This window comes from Pandoraea captiosa (assembly GCF_902459775.1).
Taxonomy (GTDB): domain Bacteria; phylum Pseudomonadota; class Gammaproteobacteria; order Burkholderiales; family Burkholderiaceae; genus Pandoraea; species Pandoraea captiosa.
Genome location: NZ_CABPSQ010000013.1, coordinates 67,963 through 93,452, shown reverse-complemented (window position 1 = coordinate 93,452; position 25,490 = coordinate 67,963). Strand labels below are relative to the sequence as shown.

Sequence of the window (25,490 nt, the reverse complement as noted above, 5' to 3'; positions counted from 1 at the left end):
TGTCGTTACATTTGCGTGAGCAGCAGCACGGCGAGCGCTGCCACGACCCACATCGCGGGCTTGATCTCTTTCACGCGTCCCGTGAACAGCTTGAGGACGACGAACGCGAGGAAGCTGTAGGCGATGCCGTCGGTAATCGAATACGAGATCGGAATCATCACGAGCGCGATGAAACTCGGGATGGCTTCGTCCATTCTGTGCCATTCGATGCGCGCCACGGATTCCATCATAAACACACCGACAAGAATCAGCGCCGGGGCGGTGGCGATGGCGGGCACCAGCGAGAGCATCGGCGAGAGAAACAGGAACGGCAGGAACAGCAGCGCGCAAACCACGGCGGTCAGCCCGGTTCGGCCTCCCTGCGCGATACCGGCCGCCGATTCGATGTAGGCATTCGCCGGGCTCGTGCCGAGCGGGCCGGAGATCAGCACCGAGAACGAGTCGACGATCATCGCCTGACGCATGTTGCGCGGGTTGCCGTCGCGATCCTTCATGTTGCCCGCTTCGGCAATGCTCATGAAGGTCGAGAGGGTATCAAAGAACGCCGTGAAGAGCATCACGAAGATGAACGGCAGGTAGGCCACCTTCAGCGCGCCGAGCAGGTCCAGCTGGCCGATGCCCGAGAAGTCCGGTGCCGCAAAGAAGCCCTGGAAGTTCACCAGCGTGGCCGTCGCGATTTCCTTGGGAAAGTACCCGCTGCCGTCACCCCACAACCGGCCGATGGGCACGGCCATGAGGGTGGTGACGACAATGCCGATCATCAGGGCGCCGTTCACGCGTCGGGCGACGAGCACGGTCGTGAGCGCCAGGCCGATGAGGAAGGTGACCGTCGGCGGCGACAGGTGCGCCAGACGCACCACCGTCACCGGATCGCTCACCACCAGCTTGGCGTTGACAAGCCCGATGACGGTAATGAACAGGCCGATGCCGCACGAAATCGCGTAACGCAGGTTCGCGGGAATCGCCTCGACGACAAAGCGCCGCACGTTGAGCGCGGCCAGCAGTGCGAAGAGAATGCCCGACCAGAAGACGCAGCCGAGCGCTGTCTGCCAGGGCATGCCCACGCCGTGCACCATCGTGAAGGCGAAAAGCGCGTTCAGGCCCATGCCAGGGGCGACCAGCACCGGATTGCGGGCGTAGAGCCCCATCGCGCAGCTCCCGAAGAAGCTGATGAGCACTGTGGCGGTGAGGGCCGCCGGAAAGGCCATGCCCGTCTTGGACAGAATCGCCGGATTCACGACGATGATGTACATCGCCGCGAGAAAAGTCGTGATACCCGCGATCACTTCGGTCCGAAATGTGGAGCCGAGCGCCGTGATGCCGAAATAGCGGTCGAGCACGGAGGCCGGTTGCGCGCCCACCACGCGCGTGTGCTCGGGGGCCGCGTCGGGGGCGGCAGAGGTCTGGGCCGGGGGCAGGCCATTACTCGCCGGGGGGCTGAGCGATGAGTCCATGGGGTGTTGTCTCCGATATGTTCTATGTTGAGTGCGCCTGACGTCGTTGGGTGTGGGGGCACCTTTGACGTCCATCGGGGCACGCTCGAAAAATAGCATCGGGTCCCGGTGAAAATATTCCTCGTGCGGAATGTTCCACATCATCGCGGGGTAATGTGGCGAGCGAATTGGAAGCCATCGGCGCAAGCCGACGCCACCCCGCGCCACCCCGCGCCACCCCGCGCCAATCGACGCCCCCGCGCCATCCGGAGACATCCGGCGCAAACTGCTACGCCATGCTGGCCGCGCAGACATAAAAAAACGCCCGAATGATTCGGGCGTTCGCGAGCTGTGCGGCGAGCGTCCTTCCGGGCGCCTTATGTCACTGCCTTCCGGCGTTCATGCACTCATGCGGTCTGCGCGGCGCGGAACTGCTCCAGTTCTCCCACCAGTCGACGCTTCTCGCTGTCGTCGATGAACGATGCTTCGAAGCTGTTCCTTGCCATCGTGTAAGCGTCGTCGAGCGTCATGTCGAGGGCGTCGAAGGTGGCCAGGAAGTTCTCGTTCAGGTAGCCGCCGAAATAGGCGGGGTCGTCCGAGTTGATCGTCACCGCAAGACCGCGTTTGAGCAGTTGGTGCAGCGTGTGCTGCCCCATGTGGTCGAACACCTTGAGACGCACGTTCGACAGCGGGCACACCGTCAGCGCGATCTTCTCGCGGGCCAGACGGTCCAGCAGCGCCTCGTCTTCGATGGCGCGCACGCCATGATCGACGCGCTCGACGCGCAGCATGTCCAGCGCTTCGTGAATGTACTCGGGCGGCCCCTCCTCACCGGCATGGGCCACGATTCGCAAGCCGAGCGCGCGGCAGCGCTCGAACACGCGGGCGAACTTGTTGGGCGGATGGCCTTGCTCGGAGGAGTCGAGTCCCACGCCCACGAGACGGTGCCCATGGCTGTTGAAATACGGCAGCGCCGTCTCCAGCGTTTGCAGCGCATCGTCTTCGGGCAGATGGCGCAGGAAGCACAGAATGAGGCGGCTCGTGATGCCGTTCTGCGTTTCCGCTTCGGCCAGCGCGCGCTCGATGCCGTGGATCACCGTCGCCATCGATACGCCGCGCGATGTGTGCGTTTGCGGGTCGAAGAAGATCTCGGTGTGACGGATGTTGTCGGCGGCCGCGCGCGCCATGTAGGCGCGCGTCATGTCGTAAAAGTCTTCCTCGGTGAGCAGCACGCTCGCGCCCGCGTAGTAGATGTCGAGGAACGACTGGAGATCGGTGAAGGCGTAGGCGTCGCGCAGAGCCTGAACGCTCGGGTACGGCAGCTTGACCCGGTTTCGCTCGGCGAGCCGGAAAATCAGCTCGGGCTCCAGTGTGCCCTCGATGTGCAGATGCAGCTCCGCCTTGGGCATGGCGCAAAGGGTCTTGGCGAGTTCTGGCGTGAGTGGCATGGAATTGTCTTGGTGAGGGGGATGGGGGGTATGGGCGCGATTTTACCGTCGCAGGCGCTTGCCGGTCATCCGGTTGCGGTGGAGGAGGTGGGCGGCGGGCGCGATCAGACGGCAACGCCGTCGTCTGGCCCCGGCGCCGGGGCGCTCTCCAGCACCTGATGCGACTGCTGGGACTGTTGCATCTGGTGCATCTGCTGCTCGCGCACGCGCAGCAACTGCGCGACGACGGCAATCGCTATCGTGGCCGGCGCTTTGCCGGTGATGCCCGCCACGCCGATGGGGCAGATCATCTGCGCGAAACGCTCGGGCGGCACACCGCGATCACGCAGGCGATGCTCGAACTGCCGGCGTTTGGTCATCGACCCGATCAGCCCGAAATAGGCAAAATCGTCACGCCGGAAGATGGCTTCGCACAGGCGTTGATCGAGCGCATGGTTGTGCGTCATCACCAGGAAAAATGTGCCGGGTGGTGCTTCGGCGACAAGCGCCTCAGGCGTGTCGGTCGATTCGACGAGGGTGTTCGGCGGCACCGATTCGGGGAATGTCTCGGTGCGCTCGTCGGCCCACGTCACGCGGCATGGCAGTGTCGCCAGTACCTGCACGATCGCCTGTCCGACGTGCCCTGCGCCGAACAGCACGATGTGAAAGTCGCTCGGCGCGAGTCGCTCGCTCAGCCACAGCCAGCCGTCGCTGCCCTGCCAGAAGGAGCAGGCGGCGTCGTCGGCGTCGCGCGTGAGGGTGTGCGGATGCGCCAGCGCCTCGTCGGCATCGAGCTCGCTGAGCAAGACCGGGCCGCCCTGCTGCTGACTGGCCGCCGCATCCGCCCCGGGCGCGCCGAACGCCACACTGCGCAGGCTCGCTTCTCCGGCGGCGAGACGCTTGTGCAGCGCGCTCACCCAGGCCAGATCGGCCAGTGTGAGCACTTCGAAGGCGAGGGTGACGGCACCGCCGCAGCATTGTCCGAGACTGGGCCCGAGCGCGAACCGCTCGACGTGCCGCGCGCCTTGATGTCCATATTGACGCAGTAACTGGCGAGCCACATCCATGGCTCGCCATTCCAGGTGACCGCCGCCGATCGTCTCCCACACCTGCTCGCGCGTGACCAGCAAATGGGTGCCGGCTTCGCGGGGTGCCGAGCCCTCCACGCGCGCGATCGTCACCAATACGGCCGCTTCACCGCGAACGAGCAGCTTGTGAGCGGCGTCGACCCAACGGTGCATCAGGCGGCGCTCCGGGTGCGCAGTTCGGTGATCGCCATGAGGAGCGCCTCGGACGTGGCCGGTGCATTCAGGACCGGTTCGTCGCGATAGTCGTTGACGCTCGCCACCGCATCGCGCAGCGCGTTGAACACCGAGAACGGCAGCAGCAGCGGCGGCTCGCCGACCGCCTTCGAGCGATGGATCGAGTCCATCACGTTGGCGTTTTCATACAGCGCGACACGGAAGTCCGTCGGGCAATCGCTGATGCCGGGGATCTTGTATGTGGACGGCGCGTGCGTCATGAGCTTGCCGTCCTTGTTCCACCACAACTCCTCCGTCGTCAGCCAGCCCATGCCCTGAATGAACGCGCCTTCGACCTGACCGATGTCGAGCGCCGGATTGATCGACTTGCCGGCGTCGTGCAGCACGTCGGCGCGCAGCAGACGCCATTCGCCGGTGAGCGTGTCGAGAATCACTTCCGAGACCGCGGCGCCATACGCAAAGTAGTAGAACGGATTGCCGTTCATCGTCTTGGCGTCCCATGACAGGCCCGGTGTGGCATAGAAACCGTCGGACCACAGTTGCACGCGTGCCCAGTAGGCGGCTTCCACGAGTTCCGGGAAAGGGATGTCGTTGCCGTTCGCACTGACGACGTTGTTGGCGAAGCGCACGTCGTCTGCCGAGCCGCCGTACTTTTGCGCGGCGAACGCGGCCAGACGCTGGCGGATTTGCCATGCGGCGTTCTGCGCGGCCTTGCCGTTCAGGTCGGCGCCGGTCGAGGCGGCCGTCGCGGACGTGTTCGCGACCTTGCTCGTGTCGGTGGCCGTCACACGCACATGCGAGAGGTCCACCCCCAGCTCATGGGCGACGACCTGCGCGACCTTGGTGTTCAGGCCCTGACCCATTTCGGTGCCGCCGTGGTTCACGAGCATCGAGCCGTCGCGGTAGACGTGCACGAGGGCGCCGGCCTGGTTGAAGGCCTGCACGTTGAACGAGATACCGAACTTGAGCGGCGTGAGCGCCAGCCCCTTGCGCAGTACCGGACTCGTGCGGTTGAAGGCGCGAACCGCGTCGCGTCGCGCGCGGTAGTCGCTGGTGCGCTCCAGTTCCGAGACCAGCTCGTGAATGATGTTGTCCTTCACGAGCTGCCCGTACGGCGTGACGTTGCGCTCCGTCTTGCCGTAGAAATTCACCCGGCGAACGTCGAGCGCATCTTTGCCCAGACGCCGGGCGATGGCGTCTTGCAGCACTTCCATGATGAGCGCGCCTTGCGGGCCGCCAAAGCCGCGAAACGCGGTGTTCGACTGGGTGTTCGTCTTGCCGCACAGGGCGCGCAGATCGGCATCCGGCACATAGTAGGCGTTGTCGAAGTGGCAGATGGCGCGCGTGGCGACCGGACCCGACAGATCCGCCGAGAAACCGGCGCGCAACGTCATGTCGACCTTGGCGCCGGTGATGCGGCCTTCGTCGTCGAAGCCGACGTCGTATTCGAAGTAGAAGCCGTGACGCTTGCCCGTCATCATGAAGTCGTCGTCACGATCCAGACGCAGCTTCACGGGGCGCTTCAGACGCGTGGCGCACAGTGCGGCCACGCAGGCGAACAGGCCGGACTGCGACTCCTTGCCGCCGAAACCGCCGCCCATGCGACGACATTCGACCTGCACCTGATGGCTGTGCCAGCCCAGCGCGTGCGACACGAGCGCCTGCATCTCGCTCGGGTGCTGCGTCGAGCAATAGATATGCAGGCCGTCGTTTTCCTTGGGAATCGCGTACGAGATTTGTCCTTCGAGATAGAACTGCTCCTGCCCGTTGCATTCGAACGTGCCGGTCAGACGGTTCGGCGAGGCCTGCAGGGCGGCATCGGCGTCGCCGCGACGCAGTTGCATCGGCGGGATCACGCCTGCGCCAGCGGCTTTGGCGGCTTGCGGCGTGAGGATGGCAGGCAGATCTTCGAATTCCCCCTTGGCCAGACGCGCGGCACGGCGGGCGGCGTCGTGCGATTCGGCCACCACGGCGAACATCGGCTGTCCGATGTACTGGACGATGCCGTCCGCGAGAATCGGATCGTCGTGCACCACGGGACCGCAATCGTTCACACCGGGGATGTCGGCGGCGGTCAGCACGGCGACCACACCCGGCGCACGGCGCACGGCGTCGAGATCGAGCGACAGGATGCGGGCGTGGGCCTTTGGCGACGGGCCGAGCGCGCAGTGCAGCGTGCCTTGCAGCTCGGGAATGTCGTCGGTGTACGTGGCTTCGCCGGCCACGTGAAGCTCGGCCGACTCGTGCGTGCGAGAGCGGCCGACCTGTGCGGCAGTCTGAGCGGTCTGCGTCATGAAGCCTTCAACTTGGGTGTTCATGGGCGGCTCCGGTTAGACGTTGGCGAACGCGTTGACTTCGTGCGCCGCAAGCGGCGCGTCGGTGCGCGTTTCCAGGAAAAAACGATACAGCAGATTCTGTGCACCGGCCAGACGATAAGCGCTCGTCGCCCGCATGTCGGACAGCGGCTGATAGTCGCTCGCCACGGCGGCCATGGCAGCGCGCACGGTGGCCTCCGTCCACGGCTGACCGGTCAGCGCCGCTTCGATGGCGGCGCCGCGCTTGGGCGTTGCCGCCATGCCGCCAAAGGCGACGCGGGCGCCGCGCACGGTGTCGCCGTCGAGCTCGAGCGCGAACGCGGCACACACGGCGGAGATGTCCTGATCGAAGCGCTTGGCGAGCTTGTAGGTCCGAAAGCGTTGTGCGGCGGCTGGCAGCGGTACGCGAATACCCTGCACGAATTCGCCCGCTTCCAGCGCGTTCTTCTGATAGGCGAGGTAGAAGTCTTCGAGCGGCATCTCGCGCACCGCGCCTTCACGGTGCAGCACGATGCGTGTGCCGAGCACGATCAGCGCGGGCATCGAGTCGCCAATGGGCGAGCCGTTCGCGACGTTGCCCCCGAGCGTGCCCGCGTTGCGGATCGGAAACGACGCGAAGCGCTGACGCAATTCGGCCAGATCCGGATAGTGCACGACGAGCGCGTCGAATGCGTCGTTGAGCAGGGCGCCCGCACCGATATAGAGATCGTTCGCGCCTTCCGAAATCTCGCGCAGTTCGGCCACCTGACCGATGTAGATGAGATGCTTCAGGTCGCGGAATTGCTTCGTGACCCAGAGGCCGACGTCCGTGCTGCCGGCCAGAATGCGGGCGTCCGGATAAGCGGCGCGCAGACGGCCCAGTTCGGCGAGCGTGCGCGGGGCGTGGAAGACGTGAGCGTCATGCTCATAGGTGAGTGTGTCGCCGCGCTGCAACGCCCGGAGCTGTTCGGCCAGCGCATTGCGATCGAATTCGCGGCGCGGCAGGTCGAACATCTTTTGCGCGGCATCGACGATCGGACGATAGCCGGTGCAGCGGCACAGGTTGCCGGAGAGCACGTCGTCGATTTCGCGGCGGCTCGGACATCCCGCTTGCGCCGGACGATTCTCGTACATGGCCCACAGCGACATCACAAAGCCCGGCGTACAGAAGCCGCACTGCGAGGCATGGCAATCCACCAGCGCCTGCTGCACGGGGTGCAGCGTGCCGTCGGCGGCGCGCAGGTCTTCGACCGTGAAGAGGGCCTTGCCGTCGAGGGTGGGCAGGAACTGGATACAGGCGTTGACCGCACGCAGGGCTACACCGCCATCGTCGGCCAGCTCGCCGATCACGACCGTGCAGGCGCCGCAGTCGCCCTCGGCACACCCTTCCTTGGTGCCGGTGCAGTGCAGGTCTTCGCGCGTGTACTGAAGCACGGTGCGGGTCGTGGCTTCGCCAGTGACCTCGTGCACCTTGCCGCGGTAAAAGAAGCGGATGGCTTGTGTCTCCATGGTTCTCAGTGTAGTGCAGTGTGATGGCTGGGGGGCCGGGCGTATCGAGCGTATCGAGGCGTATCGAGGCGTATCGGGTATCGCTATCGGTATCGCTATCGGTATCGCTAACGGAACGGCCGGCGTGGGGATGAGCCGAAGATAGCACCGGCGGCATGGGGAAATATTTCGCTGCCATGATGATGGCTATTCGGGCGCCCCGATGACGCGCCATTGTCATAAACTACCGCTCAACCCGCCGTTTTCCGGTGTTCAACACGCCACCCGAGCGCCCCGCCCATGCAAAGACCCCGCGAACAGATCGACGCCTACCTGCTGCGGGTGCTCCATACGCTGCTGACCGAACAAAGCGTCTCGCGCGCCGCGCTCAAGCTGGGCCAGTCGCAACCGGCCATCAGCAACTCGTTGCGCCGCCTGCGCGAGATCACCGGCGACGCCATTCTGGTGCGTGGCAAGAGCGGCATGGTCGCCACCGAGCGCGGTCGGGAATTGCTGGGCTACGCCACCGATGCGCTGGCCGCCATCGAGCGTATCACGCATCCGAGCACGGAATTCGCGCCTCAAACCACCACGCGGGCGTTCCGGCTGGGCGCACCCGACTATCTCGACGCCGTCTTCCTGCCCAATATCGCCGAAGTGCTGCGCCGCGACGCCCCGTCGGCGCGACTGCATGTCCAGCCGATCAATGCCGGGTTCGATTACGCGGGGGCGCTGGAGAACGGTTCGCTCGACGTGGTGATCGGCAACTGGCTGGAGCCGCCGCCGCAATTGCATATGTCGCGTTTGTTCGACGACGAAGTGGTCTGCATGCTCGGTGCGCAGCATCCGCTCGCCAACAAGGGTATTTCGCTCAAACACTACCTTGAATTGCCGCATCTGGCGCCGATGCCTTACGTGGCCGAGCGCCAGAGCTTCATCGACGGCTATCTGGCCGAGCAGGGCCTGCGGCGCAACATCCAGATGACGATGCCGTATTTCGGACTGGTGCCGTACGTGCTCATGCGCACCGATCTGGTCTTCACGACGGGTCGCCAGTTCGCGCAGCACTACGCGCGCTATCTGCCGATTCGCGTGGTGCCGTCGCCGATAGACTTCCCGCCGATGCGTTTCTATCAGCTGTGGCACGAGCGCACCCACGCCGCGCCGGAGGTGACGTGGTTGCGGCGACGCATTGCCGAAGTGGCCACGGAGCTCGACGCCGCGACCGGGGCCGCAGCGGACGCGCCGGCGCTGGTGAGGCCCTGAGCGGAAGGCGTCCTGGTGTCTTGGCGTTCTAGCGTCTTAGCGCAACGAAATGGCGCGGCGGGGGCGATGCAACGCCAGCGACAGAAAAATCACGACGAACGCGGCGAGCGACCACATCGGCAGCGTCAGGCCGAGGATCGGCGGATACAACGTCTGGCACATGCCCTGCACCTGGAAGACCTGCGGCAGCAGTCGCGAGGTCGGCAGATTGTCCACGAACGCTTCGACGACGTCGTAACCGCAACTCGCCATCGGATTGGCCTGCACGTAGATCAGATAGGCCGACGCGGCCATGCCGCCAATGGCCGAGAGCGCGGCGAGCACACGTGCGACCTGAATGCCCGCCCATCCGCGCGAGACCGCGCCCACCAGCCCGAAGATCGCGATCAGCACGAGCGCGTAGCGCGCGAGAATGCACAACGGACACGGGTCTTCGTGAAGCACGTACTGGAAGTACAGAGCGCCGCCGAGCAAGGCAAGACAAACCACGGTGAGCAGGAGATACAGCAGACGTTCGCGGCGCAGGGCCGGGTCGATTTGAGCGTTCATTTCACTTCGGGGCGGTGGGCCGTCACAAATCCCGCAGATCCCCGCATGACGCCGGGCGGCAGGCACTTGGGCTGGGATTGTAACCCCAGCCCGAGCCGCGTGTGAGTCGCGTGTGAGTGAAAAAGTTACGGAACTTTTCGCCGCGAAATCAGACGCTTGGGTGCTCTCCGAAGGTCAACGCGCGCCAAGCCCGGCTGCGCGCAGCGCGTGCTCGATGGCGCGCGCGACCGGGAACAGACGGGCGTCGTCGCCCGACGCGCCGCTGGCCATCAGACCGATTGGGGCCTCTCCCGGCGCGTGGCACGGCAGCGAGAACGCGCACCCGTCGATCATGTTGATGGCCGTGGGATTGCGCAGGACGAGCGCGTTGGTCGCTGTGAAGGTCTCGTCACTGGCTTCGAGCGCGGCAATGGCCGGAGGCGTGAGCGGCACGGTCGGGCACAGCACCGCGTTGAAGCTCTGCCAGACAGGGCTCGCGGCGGCAATGAGGGCGGCCCGTGCATTGAGCAGATCGATATAGTCGGCCGCGCCTGCCGGTTCCCCCTTGCGAATGCGCACGAGCACCCGCGGATCGTAGCCGTCCGCGCGTTCGGCCAGCAGTTTGCGATGCCAGGCATAGGCCTCGATGGGCGAGAAGCCGAAGCGGTTGATGGCGGGCAGGTTGTCGAACGGTGCGAATGTGAACTCCACTAACGTGGCGCCAGCGTTGGCGAGCGTGGCGAGGGCACGTTCGTAGGTGGCGAGGGCGGCCGGCTCAGCACCGTCGAGCACGACATTGGTCAACACACCGAAGCGCAGGCCGCGCACGTCGCGCGCCATGGCGGGCGATTCGTCTACCGTGTTGCCCGAGAGAATGGCGTCGACCCGGGCGCAGCAATCGACCGAGCGGCCGATGGGCCCGACGGAGTCGAGCGACGTCGACAGGGGGAGCGCGCCGTCGCGCGGGGTGCGCGCTGCGGTGGGCTTGAAACCCGTCAGCCCGCAAAATGCCGAAGGAATGCGAATCGAGCCACCGGTATCGGTGCCAAGACCGACGGCGGCCATGCCATCGGCCACGGACGCCGCAGCGCCCGACGACGACCCGCCTGCGATATGTCCGACCTCGCGTTGCCACGGCGAGCGCGGCGTGCCGTAGTGCGGATTCAGGCCGAGCCCCGAGAAGGCGAACTCCGTCATGTTGGTTCGGCCGACGATGACCGCCCCGGCCTGCCGCAGGCGCGCGACGGCAAGCGCGTCGTGCGTAGCGGGGGCTGCGTCGGCGAGTACCGTGGAACCGGCGCGCGTGACCTGCCCCGCCACGTCGAACAGATCCTTGACCGAGACGGGGATACCCATCAACGGCGACAGACGCGTGCCTGCACGGCGCAACGCGTCGAGGCCGTCGGCGGCGTCGCGCGCGGCCTGCGCGTCGACGTGCGTGAACACGACCTTGCCCTGACCGGCCGGGTCGGCGATGCGCGCGAGCGCCTGCTCGGTGAGGGCGCGGCTGGTGGTACGTCCGGTGTCGAGCGCAGCGGCGAGTTCGGACAGGGGGCGTTGCAGATCGATGGCGTCGGTGCTCATGTTCAGATCGCTTTCAGAATATGGGTGCGGAATTCTTCGATGTGACGGGCGATGGCCCGCCGGGCGCGCTCGCCGTCATGCGCGGCAAGCGCTTCGAACAGTTCGAGATGCTCTTCGTAGACGCCCTCCAGATGGCTGGGCGTCGACAGTGCGAGAAACCAGAAGCGCAGCGACCGCTCGTGCAGACCGCGCAGCAACTCTGCGAGTGTGTGGTTGCGTGAGGTTCGCGAGATCGCGAGATGGAAATCGCGGTCGATACGCATCATTTGCGCGACATCTCTCGTTGCAATGGCCTCGCGCGAACCCGCCAGGACGGCGCGCATGGCGGCGAGGTCGCCCGGCGTTGCGGCCCGCGCGGCGAGTTCGACGCAATACGTCTCGTTGATCATGCGCACGTCGATGATCTCGAGGGCATCGTTCAGCGAGACGGGCGCGACCATCGCGCCTTTGCGCGGCAGGATGACCAGCAGCCCTTCGAGCGCCAGCCGGTGCATCGCCTGATGCACCGGTGTACGTCCGAGTCCCGTCGACTGCATCAGTTGCGCTTCGTTGAGGGTCTCGCCAGGGCGCAGACGCAACGTGATGATGTCGTGCTTGATCGCTTCGTACGCGCGCTCGGTCAGGCTGCGACCATCGGGCGCCGTTGGCGAAATGGCGGTGGCCGTTACTGCATCGGCATCGGGACGTGACTCGAAGGCTGTGTCGTTGGGCATTGGAGGAAGGCAGTCAGTCGGCGATCGCCAGCGCCTGCGTGGCGTAGCGATGCCGGATCGTGCGGCCGAGGACCGGGTCGTGCAATTCGATCTCGAACTGCTCGCCGCCCGCCACGCCGCCAATGGCAGCGAGTGTGCCACAGAACATTGCCGCGCCCGAAGGCAAGCCCGACGCGCCGAGCTTCGCCATCAGTTCCTGAGGCGAGAGCAGACCGGCGACCGTACCTTCCTGATAAAGACGCCGCTCTCCATGGTTTGTCACCCACGAGCGCAGTTCCAGTCGGTCCCAGTGGGCGGCGACATCGGCGAAGCGCCACGCGTCGCGGGCGACCGGCTTGGCGCAAACCTGCTTGGAGACGGTCACGCCATAGGCTTCCACTTCGCGATCGGTGTGATCCGAGCCGACGCTCACGAGCAGCGTGTCGCCCTGGCGCACGAGCACACATTCGGCTTCGCCGCTGCTCGTCTGGCCGACGACGTCGATGGCGTCGTCCTGAGAGAGCAGGGCGGGGGCCAGACGGTAGAAGCAAGGCGTGCTCGACGGGCGGCGCACGCCCAGCGCAGCCAACTCGGCGATGTGATGCTCGACGGCTGCCGCGTCGCGTCCGGCCCATCCGGCCACGATCAGGGTGTCGAGCGCGACGTCGACATGGACGGGGGCGGCGCCGGGTGAAGCGGCGGACACCGCAAAGGTCAAGCGAGAACTCATACGTCGACGACTCCTGTGAAAGACACGCCGGCGCAGCGCGGCGCCGGAAGACCAGCTGCGCACGCCGATATGACGGTTCAGGTGGAATTCGTTTGATATTGATGTGATATTTCACAGGCGAGGGAGACAAAAAGCAAGAAAAAAAATTTCAGACAACAACGTGAAAAACGGGAATTTTTTATGAAAAGCCCCGTCAATCTTGGGTTGCGCGCGTGTCCAGCCATCGCGTATATTGATTCGGCGCCGGTTTCCGGCCGAATGTTCGTCTGATTTGCGGTTCCGGTGTGCGAACCGGAGACCCCTGCGGGGTACGCAGACAGACGGTTCGGCAGTCCGTCCGCCCGAGCATTCGGAAAGCGGGGAGCGGAGCGCCGGAATCAGACATCGCGATCCGGGCGGACGAGTCAGCTCGGGCGAGCGAACGCAACGTCTATCAAGCCGGCAGGGCGCAATACCTGCCCGGCTTCCTACCTTTATCAAGCATCACGTCTCGTGTCTTCGCGGCGTCTCGCATCGAGATGCGGCGCGTTCCGGGCGTGGGTTCAAGAACATCAATATCGGCGCAACGCGCTGCGGGGAGAACGTATCGGATGCATCACGCCATCGACTTCATTCAGGATCTGGCCGTCATCATGCTGCTCGCGGGCATCGTGACGGTCATCTTCAACCGATTCCGGCAACCGGTCGTGCTCGGCTATATCGTGGCTGGCGTGATCATCGGGCCTTACACGCCGCCGTTTGCGCTCATCCATGACGAGAAGACCATCGGGATTCTTGCCGAACTCGGTGTCGTGTTCCTGATGTTCTCACTGGGTCTGGAGTTCAGCTTGCGCAAGCTCGCGCGGGTGGGCGTGACGGCGTTCGTCGCAGCCATCACCGAGATCGTACTGATGCTCTGGATCGGCTACGAGATCGGCCGCTTCTTCGGCTGGAAGGCGATGGATTCGATCTTCCTGGGCGCCATGCTGGCGGTCTCGTCGACGACCATCATCGTCAAGGCGCTCGACGAACTGGGCATGAAGCGCGAACGTTTCGCGCAACTGATCTTCGGCGTGCTGATCGTGGAGGACGTGCTCGCCATCGGCATGATCGCGCTGCTCTCGGGCATCGCCATCAGCGGTCAGGTCGATGCCGGCGAGGCCACCTTCACGCTGGGCAAGCTGCTGCTGTTCATGGTCGTGTCGCTGGTCGTGGGCATTTTGCTGGTGCCCCGCATCCTGGCATACGTGGCGAAATTCAAGAGCGACGAAATGTTGCTGGTCGTCGTGCTTGGCCTGTGCTTCGGCTTCTGTCTGCTCGTGATCCAGATGGGGTACAGCGTGGCGCTCGGCGCGTTCCTGATCGGCGCGATCATGGCCGAAGCGCGTGAACTCCACACGATCGAACGGCTGGTTGCACCGCTCAGAGACATGTTCAGCGCGGTCTTCTTCGTCACGATCGGCCTCTTGCTGGATCCGCACGTGCTGGTCACGTACGTGTGGCCGATCCTCGTGATCACGGTGGCCGTGGTGGTGGGCAAGATCGTCTCGTGCGGGCTCGGTTCCTATCTGTCGGGACAGGATGGGCGAACGTCCATGCGTGTCGGCATGGGGCTCTCGCAGATCGGCGAATTCTCTTTCATCATTGCGTCGCTCGGGCTCTCGCTCAAGGTCACCAGCGACTTCCTCTATCCGATTGCCGTGGCCGTCTCGGTCATTACCACGCTGCTCACGCCGTATCTCATCAAGAGCGCCGATCCGTTCACAGGGTGGCTGGGACGGGCGATGCCGGGCCGTCTGTCATATGTGCTCGGGCAATACACGCAGTGGCTGCAGAGCATTCAGTTGACGGGAGACAGCGCCACGATCGTGACGATCGTGCGTCGCATCGTTGTGAGCGTGGCGATCAATCTGGCGCTGGTCGTGACGATTTTCCTGGGCGGCGCCTTCTTCTATCGCCGTCTTGCCGAACTGATGAAGCCGTGGGTCTCCGATCCGAGCCTGCAAAGCGCGGTGGTGTGGGGCGGGGCGCTGGTGCTGTCGTTGCCGTTCCTGATTGCGGTGTATCGCAAGCTCAAGTCGCTGTCCCTGCTGCTGGTGGAACTGTCGGTGCCGCCGAGTCTGACGGGGCGCTACACGTTTCAGGTGCGGCGTGTGGTGGCCGAGATCCTGCCGATTGCCGCCATGGTCGGTGTCATTCTTCTGGTGGCGGCGCTCTCGGCGAGTATCCTGCCGTCTACCGAAATGATCGTGCTGATCGTGGCAGGCACGGTGGTGCTGGCCATCATCATGCGCAGCTGGTTCGTGCGGATGCACGCCAAGCTGCAGATCGCCCTGAAGGAAACGCTCGAGCACCAGCCCGACGGCGAGCACGGCGGTGGCGGACCGTCGTCGCACTGAGGCTGCATGATGGTTTGACGATGTGCCGGCACATCTGACAACGACAAAGCCCGCCAAGGTCATCCTTCGGCGGGCTTTTTTGTCGTTGAACGAAAGCCAATGCAGGAAACGCGGGGCGGTGCCGGTCACCGGCGCGCTTCATTTTCCGTTCGCGCTTCGCTTTACGTCAGCGCTTCGCTTTACGTCAGCGCTTCGCTCAGGCCTTCTTCGGCGGGAAGTCGAAGATCAGGCAGGTCGTCGTGGCGTGAGCGTACAGCGTGCCGTCCGGCCCGACGATGCGGCCTTCGGCGATACCGACCTGGCGGCCCGCCTGGATGACCTTGCCTTCGGCGCGCACGAGCGGAATGTCGCGCGTGAGGGCGCGCACCATGTTGGTCTTGAGTTCGAGCGTGGTGTAGCTGCGACCGGCGGGCAGCGTCGAGTGAATCGCGCAGGCGACGGCCGAGTCCAGCAGCGTGGCAAACCAGCCACCGTGAATCGATCCGAGCGGGTTGTAGTAAGGCAGCGCCGGGCGTCCCTGAAAGACAGCCCGACCGTTGGCGACTTCGACGGCAATGAAGCCGAGCGTTTCACTGATCGGCGGCATCGGGAGCTTGCCCGCGAACATCGCATCGAAAATTTCCTGACCGGACAGGCCGATCACGTCGGACGGGGTCGCTACGCCGTAGCGCGCAGGGCCTTCTCTCGAGATGCGGCTGCGCACGGCGGCTTCATCGGCTTCCCATTGCGCCAGTACGGCGGCGGCATCCGTGGCGTTGTCCGGCTTGTGGCTCATGATGTCTTCCTCGTAACTTTTATGATGCTAGGCATTCGGCTTGTCTGGCGATTATAGGAGTGCCCGCGCTCGATGGCGCATTTCGGGTTAGAGGGAAGCGTCGACGGCAAGGGCGCTGGACGCGCTTGCCGCCGGACATTGAGGCAGTATGGGCTGGACCGGTCGGATCGAACGAGCCGGTCGCGCCGCGCCATTGGCGGACTACGTAGGGTCGTCAGGCCGCCTGCGCGTGGCTGAGGCGGTAGTTCGCCAGCTCGTCGATGGTGAGGATCGGCAGGTCGTGCTGTTTGGCAAAGCGCTCGATGTCGGCGCCGCGCGTCATCGTGCCGTCCGGGTTCATCAATTCGCACAGCACGGCGGCGGGCTTCAGGCCAGCGAGAATCGCCAGATCCACGGAGCCTTCCGTATGACCGCGACGCGTGAGCACGCCGCCCGGTTGCGCGCGCAGTGGGAAGACATGACCCGGGCGCGACAGGTCGGACGGTTGCGCGTCGTCGGCAATCGCTGCGCGAATGGTCGTTACGCGGTCGGCGGCCGACACCCCGGTGCTCACGCCCTGACGCGCTTCGATCGTCACCGTGAACGCAGTGCCGTAACGGCTCTGGTTCTGCTCGACCATGGGCGGCAGATCGAGGCGTCGGAGCGTCTCGTCAGGCAGGCAAAGACAAACGATGCCGCTGCATTCGCGGATCAGCATGGCCATCGTGGCGGGGGTGATTTTCTCTGCGGCGACGATCAGATCGGCCTCGTTCTCCCGGTCGAGATCGTCCATCAGGATGACGGGGCGGCCTTCGCGCATGGCGTCGAGCGCCGCGTTCAGGCGGACCTCGACCGGCGGCAGATCGGCGAATGCCGGGTAGGCGTGCAGATCGTCGGTCGATGCGATGTCTTGCGATGCAGCTTGGGGATTGCGGTTGGTGCTGGTGGACATGAAACGCTCCTCGCGTAAGTCAATCGGGCGAAAAACGTTTTCGGGGCATGCGAACGGACGTGACCATGGAACGGCATCCCATAGCACGCGGGTGTCGACGCATCTTCTCTCATCCGGACTATGACCGTCGGCTCTGGCTTTGCACCAGATCTGCTGACCCTGCCGATGTCGCTCAAGCAACGCTGGCAGGCGCTCGCGGGCTCATGACGGCGCAGCGGACTGCGCGGCGTCACATACCGCCGGTGGGGACTTTCACCCCGCCCTGAAGACGTGTATTACCGAACGAATGTCGCCTGACGGTGCGTCGTTGTGACGCATTGCGCGGCGTCATTGCGTATTCGGCGAGAGAGAGCGTAGCACAAGCTGTCGCGGCTTTGCAGCGAAGGCCGCGCGGCTCACGTGGGAATGGATGGACGCCGGAGATTGATCCGGCGCCCATCCGAGTCCGATCCGGGGCCGATCCGAGGCCGATCCGGCGCTCAGGCCTGCGTGCCTTTGACCGTGTAACCGGCTTCCGTAATGGCGGCGCTGACTTCGGCGGGTGACAGTTCGCTTTGCACCTCGACACGGCCAGCACCGAGATCCACGTTGACCTTGGCGTGCGCATCGCGCTCGGTGATGGCACGCGTGACGGCCTTGACGCAATGACCGCAGCTCATTCCTTCGACTTGCACTTGCATGTTGCTCTCCTTGAAAGCGTTTCGGTTGCACGAATGTCACTGATCAGTGACGCAGATCATAGACCTTCCTACGACGGTAAGCTCAAGCGCTTTTTTTTCGGATGAATCGGGTAACGGGTCAGACGTCCCCCAAACATAGGCGGTTCCGGTGGCGCTATCGTGGTGGATGAGCGCTTCACGAGTTGCGCAGGAAAAGGTCCGCAATGTGACACACAACAAGCTGCCATACAGTGCTTGACCTTCCTGTCATGGCAAGGTCTATGCTGTGACGCATGATGACAGTCCTCACGGAGGCCCATAAATGACTCAGAACTGGTCGGTCGGCATCGAAGGCATGACCTGTGCGTCGTGTGTGACGCGGGTGGAAAAGGCGTTGCGGCGCGCGCCCGGCGTGACAGGCGCCAATGTGAATCTCGCTACCGAAACGGCAGCCGTCGAGGCGAGTGCCGACGTCACGCCTGCGGCCTTGCTGGGCGCTGTCGAAGCGGCAGTGAGCGACGCCGGATATCAGGTTGCAGAGCAATCGTTCGAACTCGCCGTCGGCGGCATGACCTGCGCGTCTTGCGCGGGGCGTGTGGAAAAGGCGCTGCGTAACGTGCCGGGCGTCATCGAGGCGAGCGTCAATCTGGCAACCGAACGTGCGGCGGTGCGAGGCGTGCGCGGGGTCGTGGACGTCGCCATGTTGACGACGGCCGTTGAGAAAGCGGGGTATGAGGCGTCCGTTGTGTCCGATCCGGCACAGGTCCACGCGAGCGAACAGGGGCCGGCATGGTGGCCGGTGGCCGTGGCGGCGGTGTTGTCCCTGCCCTTGTTGCTGCCGATGCTCGTCGAGCCGTTCGGTGTGCACGTCATGCCGCCGCCGTGGGTGCAGTGGCTGCTTGCCACGCCGGTGCAATTCTGGCTGGGCGCGAGGTTCTATCGCGCGGGCTATAAGGCGGTGCGGGCCGGCAGCGGCAACATGGATTTGCTCGTGGCGCTGGGCACCTCGGCCGCCTATGGTCTGAGCCTTTACGAATGGTGGCGTGCGCCCGCCGGCGGCATGCCGCATTTGTATTTCGAAGCGGCGGCGGTGGTCATCACGCTGGTGCTTTTGGGCAAATGGCTCGAAGCGCGGGCCAAACGCCGCACTGTGGAGGCTATCCGGGCGCTGGCGGCGTTGCGTCCGGAAACGGCACGGGTGCTACGCGATCCGCATGGCGCCGCCAGTGAGGTTTCTGTCCCGCTTGCGCAGGTCAGCGTGGGGGACTGGGTAGTGGTGCGCGCCGGTGAGCGTGTGCCGGTCGACGGTGTGATTCGGGAGGGTGCGAGCCAGTTGGACGAGTCCTTGCTGACCGGAGAGCCATTGCCCATCGATAAGGCCGATGGCGACAAGGTCGTGGGCGGTTCGATCAACGGTGCCGGCACCCTTCGCGTGGAGACGACGGCCGTCGGGTCAGACACCGCGCTGGCGCGCATCATCCGTATGGTCGAAGATGCGCAGGCCGGCAAGGCGCCGATCCAGCGTGCCGTCGACCGCGTGGCGGCGGTGTTCGTGCCGGTGGTGGTCCTGATCGCCATTGCCACTGTCATTGGCGGGTGGCTTCTGGGCATTGGGCTTGAGGCGGCGCTGCTCAATGCCGTGGCGGTGCTGGTGATTGCGTGTCCGTGCGCGCTGGGTCTGGCAACGCCTGCGGCCATCATGGTCGGCACGGGCGCGGCTGCGCGGCAGGGCATTCTGATCAAGGACGCCGAAGCGCTCGAACTGGCGCATCGCGTCAACGTCGTGGCCTTCGACAAAACGGGAACGCTCACGGAAGGCAAGCCGCGTCTGGTCGCTTACCTGCCGGCCGAGGGGGCAACGGCCGAAAGACTGTTGCAGTGGGCCGCCGCAGTGCAGTCCGGCAGTTCCCACCCGTTGGCCAAAGCGGTCATGACGGCGGTCGAGGAGGCCGGCCAGACGTCGGCCGTCCCGGTGGCGTCCGACATCGCAGCGTTGCCGGGCCGTGGCATGCGGGCCACGATTCGGATCGCGTCGGAGACCGGCGTGCAGCGTCAGCATGTGCTCCAGCTCGGAAATGCGCGCTTGCTCGATGAAGTCGGTGTCTCGCAGGGAAGCTTGGCCCAGGAGGCCGCCAGACTGGCTGGCGAAGGGCGGACGGTGTCCTGGCTGATGGAGACGGGCGGTGAACAGACGGGCGAGCCCGCCGGGGCACGCCTGCTCGGCCTGCTGGCGTTTGGCGACACGCTCAAGGCGAGCGCACGGTCCGCCATCGATCGTCTGCATGCGTTGGGTGTGCGTTGCGTCATGGTCACGGGCGACAACGCAGGTAGTGCCCGGGCGGTGGCGCAGGCGCTGGGCCTCGACGAGGTGTACGCCGACGTTCTGCCGGAACACAAGGCCGAGGTCATTACGCAACTCAAGCGCGACGGCGCGGTCGTAGCCATGGTCGGAGACGGCATTAACGACGCCCCGGCGCTGGCGGCGGCCGATGTCGGCATTGCCATGGGGTCGGGCACGGACGTTGCGATGCAGACGGCGGGTATCACGTTGATGCGTGGCGATCCGCTGCGCGTGGCGGATGCCATCGACGTGTCGCGTCGCACGTGGTCGAAGATTCGTCAAAACCTGTTCTGGGCGTTCGCCTACAACGTGGTCGGCATTCCGCTGGCGGCGCTCGGATTATTGAGCCCTGTGATTGCCGGGGCGGCGATGGCGCTTAGCAGCGTGAGTGTTGTCAGTAATGCGCTGCTGCTGCGCCGGTGGCGTCCTGCGGATCAGGGCGGGGGCGCGTGATAGGGCCATAGCGGGATGGTGTGATAGCGCCGCGGTGTCGGATAACCGGCACGCGCTCAAGAGGCCCGCCGCGTCGGCGTTTGAGGGTGGTTTGCCCCGGCACAAGGTGAACGGCGCATAATGAAATTGTAGGGGTGACGCACTTGCGGATACCGCAGAGTGCGTCGCCTTAATCTTTACCTGTCTTGAAATTCGCCGAAAGCGGCATCATCTAGTTGATATCGTCTGTCTTCCGGCACGGAGTCGTTGCTGCCGAATATGAATAGTCTGCATATCGCGAGTTACAACATTCACAAGGGCTTTTCCGCGTTCAACCGCTTGCGCGTCCATGAGTTGCGCGCGGGGTTGGAGGGACTTGCCCCAGATCTCGTCTTCCTTCAGGAAGTCCAGGGCATGCACCAGCGGCATGCGGTGCGTCATAACAACTGGCCGGTGCAACCGCAACACGAGTTTCTGGCGGGGGCCATGTGGCGCGATCACGCCTATGGCCGCAATGTCGTCTACGAACACGGCCACCACGGAAATGCGATTTTGAGTCGTTATCCGATCGTTAAATCGGACAATCACGACATCACGACCTATAGTTTCGAAAAGCGCGGCATGCTTCATTGCGAAATCGCCGTGCCGGGACTGTCTCAGCCGCTGCATTGCCTGTGCGTGCACTTGTCACTGGCCGGGCAGGGCCGTCGGCGTCAGTTCGAAATGCTCACGGAGCGGGTCGCCGACGCCATTCCCACGGACGCCCCGCTGATCATCGCGGGCGATTTCAACGACTGGAGCAATCAGGCGGACCGTTTGCTGGCGGAAAAGCTGGCATTGACGGAAGTGTTTCAGAATAGCGTTGGTCGTCCGGCTCGCAGTTTTCCGAGCGGATTGCCGCTTTTACGACTTGACCGCATCTATGCGCGCGGTTTTCATATCGAGGGGGCGCAGGTTTTACACGGGCGCCCCTGGTCGCGGATTTCCGATCACGCGCCGATCAGTGCACGACTCGTGCTGTCGGACACCGAAAAGGCCGTGAACGGTTCCTCTCTCCCGTCGTTCAACCCTCGTTCCCCCCAGTGAGGTCGCCATGAACATCGGACAAGCGGCACAGGCCAGCGGCGTTACGGCCAAGATGATCCGGTACTACGAAAGTATCGGCCTGATGCCCCCGAGCCCGCGCTCCGAGGCAGGTTACCGACGTTATGGCGAACAGGATCTCCACCTGCTGCGTTTCATTCGTCAGGCCCGCCGCCTGGGTTTCGGCATCGACCAGATTCGCCAGCTATTGGCGCTGTGGCAGGATCGCGGGCGCTCCAGCGCGCAGGTGAAGGCGTTGGCGCAAACGCACGTCGATGAACTCAATCAGCGCATTGGCGAACTGGTCGCCATGCGCGACACGCTCTCGCATCTTGCCATGCATTGTCATGGCGACGACCGGCCGGATTGCCCGATTCTGGAAGGGCTGGCAGCCGCGGAATTGCCCGGCAACCTCGCGGTGAAAGGCGAAAGCGGCTCGAATACGATGGCCGCTTGTGGCACTGCAGCGCATTCGACCTCCGCGCCCGATGCGGCCGCTACCGGTACCGCAAACGGTGGGCCGGTCGGCGAGGGCGATGCGCAGGTGGCGCGGCACGTCCCGTAAGGATGGGGAGGACACCGCGACATGCCATGCGTGTCATGATGACCGCGCAGTATCGTCCATGACGCGCCGCACCAGCGGCGCTTTTTTTGTCTTCCGAATTTTGATCGTCTTCTGCGACAGCATGCCGCAGAGCCGTGCGCAGATGCGCTGAAAATTTATTAAGTAATTGATTTTTAAGTAAAATTATTGGAATCAACTCCATTCGAAGTGTCGCTTTAGCAGATTCTGTTGGTTTTTCCCATATAGGGGCTAACCCTTAACGGGAAAACCCTATATAATGCGAAGCACTGCTGCGATGCAGCACACTAATTGAATTGGAGAAACGTCATGTTTGCCGCCCTGTTTGAAGTCGTGAACACTTGGTTCGAAACTGCTGAGCGTCGTCGTCGTGAAGCGTTCCTGGCTGAGTCGAAGGACATCATTGAGCTGGAACAACGTATCCGCGCGCTCGAAACCGCCGGTTACTAAGCAAGTCTGAAGTCCTTCCGGACGAACGGTCGTCGCTGGCGCAGCCAGGCAAGTCGATCGTCTCATCGGGCGATTCCCGTCATTATGTAATGACGTGCGACGGCGCCCAGCCGTGAGTCCGGATGCCGTCCTGCCGTTCCGGGATTGGCACGAATAAGCCCGCCGTTTTGGCGGGCTTTGTCGTTTACGCTTCTTTTCGGCTTCACTTGCGTTTCATTTCCGCCTCATTTCCACTTCATTTCCACCTCATTTCCGGCGCCCACACGCCCCGGTGCGCGTCCTTCCGCAAATCAGTGCAAATCAGTGCAGGTCAGCGCAAGCCATGGTGCGCCCCGGCGCTGTCCCCAGCGCCGGAGCATGTTTGTTGACGTGCGAAGGCCTCGCACCGGTGCGAGAGCAGAGACTTAGTCGGTGCCGTACTTTGGCGAGCGTGGGCCGTAAAGCATGCCGTTAGGGCGTCCGGCAGACAGCAAACGCGCATTGGCAGTGCCTGCGACCGTATAGCCAGCGTTCGACACGCTGTTGACGATCTGCTTGACGGCCGCAGTGATCAACATGCCGATCAGGCCGCCCCCACTGTTGTTGTTGCCCTCGTTGTTCGACGCGCTGGCCGCACCGCTCCAGAGCTTCGCGCCATTGCGCAGATCGATGAGCTCAGCGGAGACAGTCACGACCGTAGCGCTGTCTAGCACCATGTACTTCGTGCCGTACTGCGAAATCTTGATGTAGAGCGCGGCGTCCGCTCCGAAGATTTCTCGCAGCTTGGCGGGGCTTACCTGATGAATGTCGCCAGCCACGGTCAGGCCATTCTGACGGAACGACTCGTCGACCAGTGTGACCGGCATCACGTAGTAGCCTGCTTCGCCGAGCGGCACCGTGACCTGCGACAACACGCTGTAGGTCGCGTCGATATCCGGCGATTCATTGAGGGGCGGCAACACCAGAATCGACTTCGGCTTGCTTTCCTTGAACGCGGTGTAATCGTAGGGTTTGGCTTGATGCACGGCGCAGCCGGTCATCACGGCAGCCAATGCGGCAAGCGTCATCCATCGGCACAGTCGGGCGATCATTGCTTGGCCTCCGTGGTCTTGTTCTTGAGCAGGAAGTCGATGTAGTTGGCTGACTCGGGGAACAATTGTTTTTCGATCTGGAATTGCTCGACCATCTTGTCGGACTTGCCGACCGATGCATAGAGCAGGCCCAGGTGAGCGTGATAGCCGGGGGGCGCGGCGTTATTGGACGCCTTGATCTTTTCCAGATCACGCTCCAGGGCAATGATCTGCGCTTCCTTCGATTCCCCCTTGAAGTACTCGTAGACCTGCGGTTGGTAGCTTTCCCAGTCGTAAAGGGGTTTGGGCTGCGTGGCGCAGCCCGACAGTGCGACGATGGCGCCGCAGGCGATGGCCGCCGCGACAAGGCGGCCGAATGACATGGTGCGATTCATGACAATAGAGATCCTGGCGGACATGCCGCTGCTCGCGCGTCGATCACATCGCGTCCGAACGCGCATGATGCATTGATGTTCGAAATTGACGCGCGAGACTGATGCGAGAGATTGACGTACAAGATCGGGCGCATGAGGTGTCACGCGCCGCGGCATGTTGCAAAAGAGGCGTTGGTCGGTTTACTTGCCGGGCTTCCAGGCGCCGCTTTCGATGCCGGCGACGAGGTTGTTGACGGCTTCACGCATCGCAAGGTCGAGGACCTTGCCGTTGAGTGTCGAGTCGTAGCCCGCCGTGCCGCCGAAGCCGATGACTTCGCGGTTGGACAGTGCGAACTCGCCGGCGCCGCCGCTCGAGTAAACGACTTCCGACGTGGCGATGTCGACCACGTTCAGGTTGACCTTTGCATACGCGATTTGCTCGCGGCCACGGCCAAGAATGCCGAAGAGCTGTTTGTCGCCCACTTCCTTGCGGCCGAACTCGACGACGTCTCCGGTGATCACGTAATCGGCGCCTTTGAGCGTTTGCTTCGTTTTCTTGATGTCGGCTTCCTGACGGATCTCGGCCATGTTGTCACGGTCGAGCACATTGAAGCGATTGGTTTGTTGCAGATGGGTAATCAGGATCGTCTTGGCCTGACTGCCGAGGCGGTCGACGTTATCGGAAAAAACGCCGCGCATGTAGGTGGAACGGTTATCGAACTTGCCCACGGCGATCGGTGTGCGCACACCGACGTACGGACGGCTGGCACTCTCGACCTTGGCGACTTCGACGGAACGCGAACTTTCGGTAGCGCAACCGCCGAGCACGGCCACGGAGAGCGTGACGGCGCTGAGCAGCGCAAAGCTGAACTTCTTTTTATGCACGGTGATACCCCTGAGTGTGATGTGGCCCGCCAGGCGATACGCACGCGACATTCGACATTGGACATTCGTCGCTCGTCGTTCGTACCGGCCCGCGCGGACATCTGATGCCCCTATCGTTTGTGAATGACTGTTGTTGTAAGACTTGATAAGGGGTGCTGATGGTAGCACGCGTTTTCGCAGTGTTGTGACGGTACGTCCTTCACGCCCATCTGGCACATCCCGCACATCCCGCCCCTTCGCATCAGGCAGCGAATGCGGCTTGGCGATACACTCGGCGAGTCGTTCCCCTCATGCCTCTCACACTTTCGACAGGAGTCTCGCCGTGGCAGATATCGAAGCACGTCCGCCCTTTCCACCTTTCACAAAGGAAACGGCAATTCAGAAGGTTCGCATGGCTGAAGATGGATGGAACTCGCGTGATCCTGCGCGAGTTGCACTGGCCTATACCGTCGACAGCCGCTGGCGCAATCGTGCCGAGTTTCCGCGTGGACGCGATCAGATCGTCGAGTTCCTGACACGCAAATGGCAACGCGAACTCGATTACCGGCTGATCAAGGAGTTGTGGGCGTTCACCGAAAACCGCATCGCGGTCCGGTTTGCGTACGAATGGCGAGACGATTCGGGCAACTGGTTCCGCTCGTATGGCAACGAGAACTGGGAGTTCGACGCGCAAGGACTGATGGCCGTACGCCATGCCAGCATCAACGATTCGCGCATTGCCGAGAGTGATCGTCTGTTCCGATGGCCGCAGGGACGCCGTCCGGACGATCACCCGGGGTTGAGCGATCTCGGTCTTTGACAGGTGCCGCCCGTTCTCTGGTTTGCAGGGCAAAACCCAGGGACTGT

General features: G+C 63.8%; 21 protein-coding genes, 1 pseudogene and 1 riboswitch. Of the genes and pseudogenes, 7 read left to right on the top strand and 15 right to left on the bottom strand.

Annotated features, from left to right (window positions below; all coding sequences use genetic code 11):
- Positions 1 to 5: 5 nt before the first annotated feature.
- The 5 genes from PCA31118_RS23125 to xdhA form a co-directional block, all read right to left on the bottom strand.
- A complete protein-coding gene (locus PCA31118_RS23125) occupies positions 6 to 1,454 on the bottom strand; it encodes an NCS2 family permease (protein WP_246190396.1) in 1,449 nt (482 codons plus the stop codon).
- Between the two features lie 386 nt (positions 1,455 to 1,840).
- Positions 1,841 to 2,881: an adenosine deaminase gene (locus PCA31118_RS23120; RefSeq protein WP_150627319.1), complete on the bottom strand. Its 1,041-nt coding sequence runs from the start codon at positions 2,879 to 2,881 to the stop codon at positions 1,841 to 1,843.
- Positions 2,882 to 2,985: 104 nt separating this feature from the next.
- Entirely contained in the window at positions 2,986 to 4,101 is a 1,116-nt protein-coding gene (xdhC, locus tag PCA31118_RS23115; protein ID WP_217431293.1) for a xanthine dehydrogenase accessory protein XdhC, read from the bottom strand.
- On the bottom strand, positions 4,101 to 6,440 hold the full coding sequence (gene xdhB / locus PCA31118_RS23110; protein ID WP_150627318.1) for a xanthine dehydrogenase molybdopterin binding subunit: 2,340 nt from the start codon (positions 6,438 to 6,440) through the stop codon (positions 4,101 to 4,103). The genes xdhC and xdhB overlap by 1 nt, the downstream gene beginning before the upstream one ends.
- Positions 6,441 to 6,452: 12 nt before the next feature.
- A complete protein-coding gene (gene xdhA / locus PCA31118_RS23105) occupies positions 6,453 to 7,925 on the bottom strand; it encodes a xanthine dehydrogenase small subunit (protein ID WP_150627317.1) in 1,473 nt (490 codons plus the stop codon).
- Between the two features lie 279 nt (positions 7,926 to 8,204).
- Here xdhA and PCA31118_RS23100 point away from each other — a divergent pair, with 279 nt between their 5' ends.
- On the top strand, positions 8,205 to 9,170 hold the full coding sequence (locus tag PCA31118_RS23100) for a LysR substrate-binding domain-containing protein (RefSeq protein ID WP_150627316.1): 966 nt from the start codon (positions 8,205 to 8,207) through the stop codon (positions 9,168 to 9,170).
- A 36-nt stretch (positions 9,171 to 9,206) separates the two neighbouring features.
- Here the strand turns inward: PCA31118_RS23100 and PCA31118_RS23095 are convergent, their stop codons facing one another.
- From PCA31118_RS23095 to PCA31118_RS23080, 4 genes are all read right to left on the bottom strand, one after another.
- Positions 9,207 to 9,719 (bottom strand): disulfide bond formation protein B, encoded by a 513-nt coding sequence (locus PCA31118_RS23095; protein ID WP_150627315.1) that lies wholly within the window; start codon positions 9,717 to 9,719, stop codon positions 9,207 to 9,209.
- Positions 9,720 to 9,893: 174 nt separating this feature from the next.
- A complete protein-coding gene (locus PCA31118_RS23090) occupies positions 9,894 to 11,282 on the bottom strand; it encodes an amidase (RefSeq protein WP_150627314.1) in 1,389 nt (462 codons plus the stop codon).
- Between the two features lie 2 nt (positions 11,283 to 11,284).
- On the bottom strand, positions 11,285 to 11,995 hold the full coding sequence (locus tag PCA31118_RS23085; RefSeq protein ID WP_150627313.1) for a GntR family transcriptional regulator: 711 nt from the start codon (positions 11,993 to 11,995) through the stop codon (positions 11,285 to 11,287).
- A 13-nt stretch (positions 11,996 to 12,008) separates the two neighbouring features.
- The gene (locus PCA31118_RS23080) at positions 12,009 to 12,704 is read right to left on the bottom strand and encodes a DUF2848 domain-containing protein (RefSeq protein ID WP_150627312.1); all 696 of its coding nucleotides are present in this window, start codon (positions 12,702 to 12,704) and stop codon (positions 12,009 to 12,011) included.
- Positions 12,705 to 13,294: 590 nt separating this feature from the next.
- Here PCA31118_RS23080 and PCA31118_RS23075 point away from each other — a divergent pair.
- Positions 13,295 to 15,082 carry a cation:proton antiporter gene (locus tag PCA31118_RS23075; RefSeq protein ID WP_150627311.1) on the top strand — a complete coding sequence of 596 codons (1,788 nt, stop codon included), beginning with the start codon at positions 13,295 to 13,297 and terminating at the stop codon, positions 15,080 to 15,082.
- A gap of 196 nt (positions 15,083 to 15,278) precedes the next feature.
- On the opposite strand, the gene PCA31118_RS23070 is transcribed toward PCA31118_RS23075, so the two are convergent.
- The 3 genes from PCA31118_RS23070 to PCA31118_RS23060 form a co-directional block, all read right to left on the bottom strand.
- The gene (locus tag PCA31118_RS23070; protein WP_150627310.1) at positions 15,279 to 15,857 is read right to left on the bottom strand and encodes a PaaI family thioesterase; all 579 of its coding nucleotides are present in this window, start codon (positions 15,855 to 15,857) and stop codon (positions 15,279 to 15,281) included.
- A 214-nt stretch (positions 15,858 to 16,071) separates the two neighbouring features.
- Positions 16,072 to 16,788, bottom strand: a complete 717-nt coding sequence (gene ribB, locus PCA31118_RS23065) for a 3,4-dihydroxy-2-butanone-4-phosphate synthase (protein WP_246190395.1) — start codon at positions 16,786 to 16,788, stop codon at positions 16,072 to 16,074.
- Positions 16,789 to 16,885: 97 nt separating this feature from the next.
- Positions 16,886 to 17,062, bottom strand: a riboswitch (FMN riboswitch).
- A gap of 205 nt (positions 17,063 to 17,267) precedes the next feature.
- Positions 17,268 to 17,468, bottom strand: a complete 201-nt coding sequence (locus tag PCA31118_RS23060; protein WP_150627309.1) for a heavy-metal-associated domain-containing protein — start codon at positions 17,466 to 17,468, stop codon at positions 17,268 to 17,270.
- Between the two features lie 301 nt (positions 17,469 to 17,769).
- Here PCA31118_RS23060 and PCA31118_RS23055 point away from each other — a divergent pair, with 301 nt between their 5' ends.
- The 4 genes and pseudogenes from PCA31118_RS23055 to PCA31118_RS23040 all read left to right on the top strand — a co-directional run bounded on the left by PCA31118_RS23055 (position 17,770) and on the right by PCA31118_RS23040 (position 22,336).
- On the top strand, positions 17,770 to 20,241 hold the full coding sequence (locus PCA31118_RS23055) for a heavy metal translocating P-type ATPase (RefSeq protein WP_150627308.1): 2,472 nt from the start codon (positions 17,770 to 17,772) through the stop codon (positions 20,239 to 20,241).
- Between the two features lie 258 nt (positions 20,242 to 20,499).
- On the top strand, positions 20,500 to 21,306 hold the full coding sequence (locus tag PCA31118_RS23050) for an endonuclease/exonuclease/phosphatase family protein (RefSeq protein ID WP_150627307.1): 807 nt from the start codon (positions 20,500 to 20,502) through the stop codon (positions 21,304 to 21,306).
- A 7-nt stretch (positions 21,307 to 21,313) separates the two neighbouring features.
- A pseudogene (cueR, locus tag PCA31118_RS23045) lies at positions 21,314 to 21,706 on the top strand (Cu(I)-responsive transcriptional regulator); the annotation flags it as partial.
- Between the two features lie 489 nt (positions 21,707 to 22,195).
- Entirely contained in the window at positions 22,196 to 22,336 is a 141-nt protein-coding gene (locus PCA31118_RS23040) for a DUF3563 family protein (RefSeq protein WP_072617503.1), read from the top strand.
- A gap of 404 nt (positions 22,337 to 22,740) precedes the next feature.
- Here PCA31118_RS23040 and PCA31118_RS23035 read toward each other — a convergent pair whose 3' ends face one another.
- The 3 genes from PCA31118_RS23035 to PCA31118_RS23025 form a co-directional block, all read right to left on the bottom strand.
- On the bottom strand, positions 22,741 to 23,406 hold the full coding sequence (locus PCA31118_RS23035; RefSeq protein ID WP_174990575.1) for a DUF799 domain-containing protein: 666 nt from the start codon (positions 23,404 to 23,406) through the stop codon (positions 22,741 to 22,743).
- Complete coding sequence (locus tag PCA31118_RS23030; protein WP_150627305.1) at positions 23,403 to 23,780, bottom strand: DUF4810 domain-containing protein; 378 nt, start codon at positions 23,778 to 23,780, stop codon at positions 23,403 to 23,405. The genes PCA31118_RS23035 and PCA31118_RS23030 overlap by 4 nt, the downstream gene beginning before the upstream one ends.
- 180 nt (positions 23,781 to 23,960) lie before the next feature.
- Positions 23,961 to 24,644, bottom strand: coding sequence for a CsgG/HfaB family protein (locus PCA31118_RS23025; RefSeq protein WP_246190394.1), 684 nt, complete (start codon positions 24,642 to 24,644; stop codon positions 23,961 to 23,963).
- A 322-nt stretch (positions 24,645 to 24,966) separates the two neighbouring features.
- Here PCA31118_RS23025 and PCA31118_RS23020 point away from each other — a divergent pair, with 322 nt between their 5' ends.
- Positions 24,967 to 25,443: a nuclear transport factor 2 family protein gene (locus PCA31118_RS23020; protein WP_150627303.1), complete on the top strand. Its 477-nt coding sequence runs from the start codon at positions 24,967 to 24,969 to the stop codon at positions 25,441 to 25,443.
- Positions 25,444 to 25,490 lie beyond the last annotated feature (47 nt).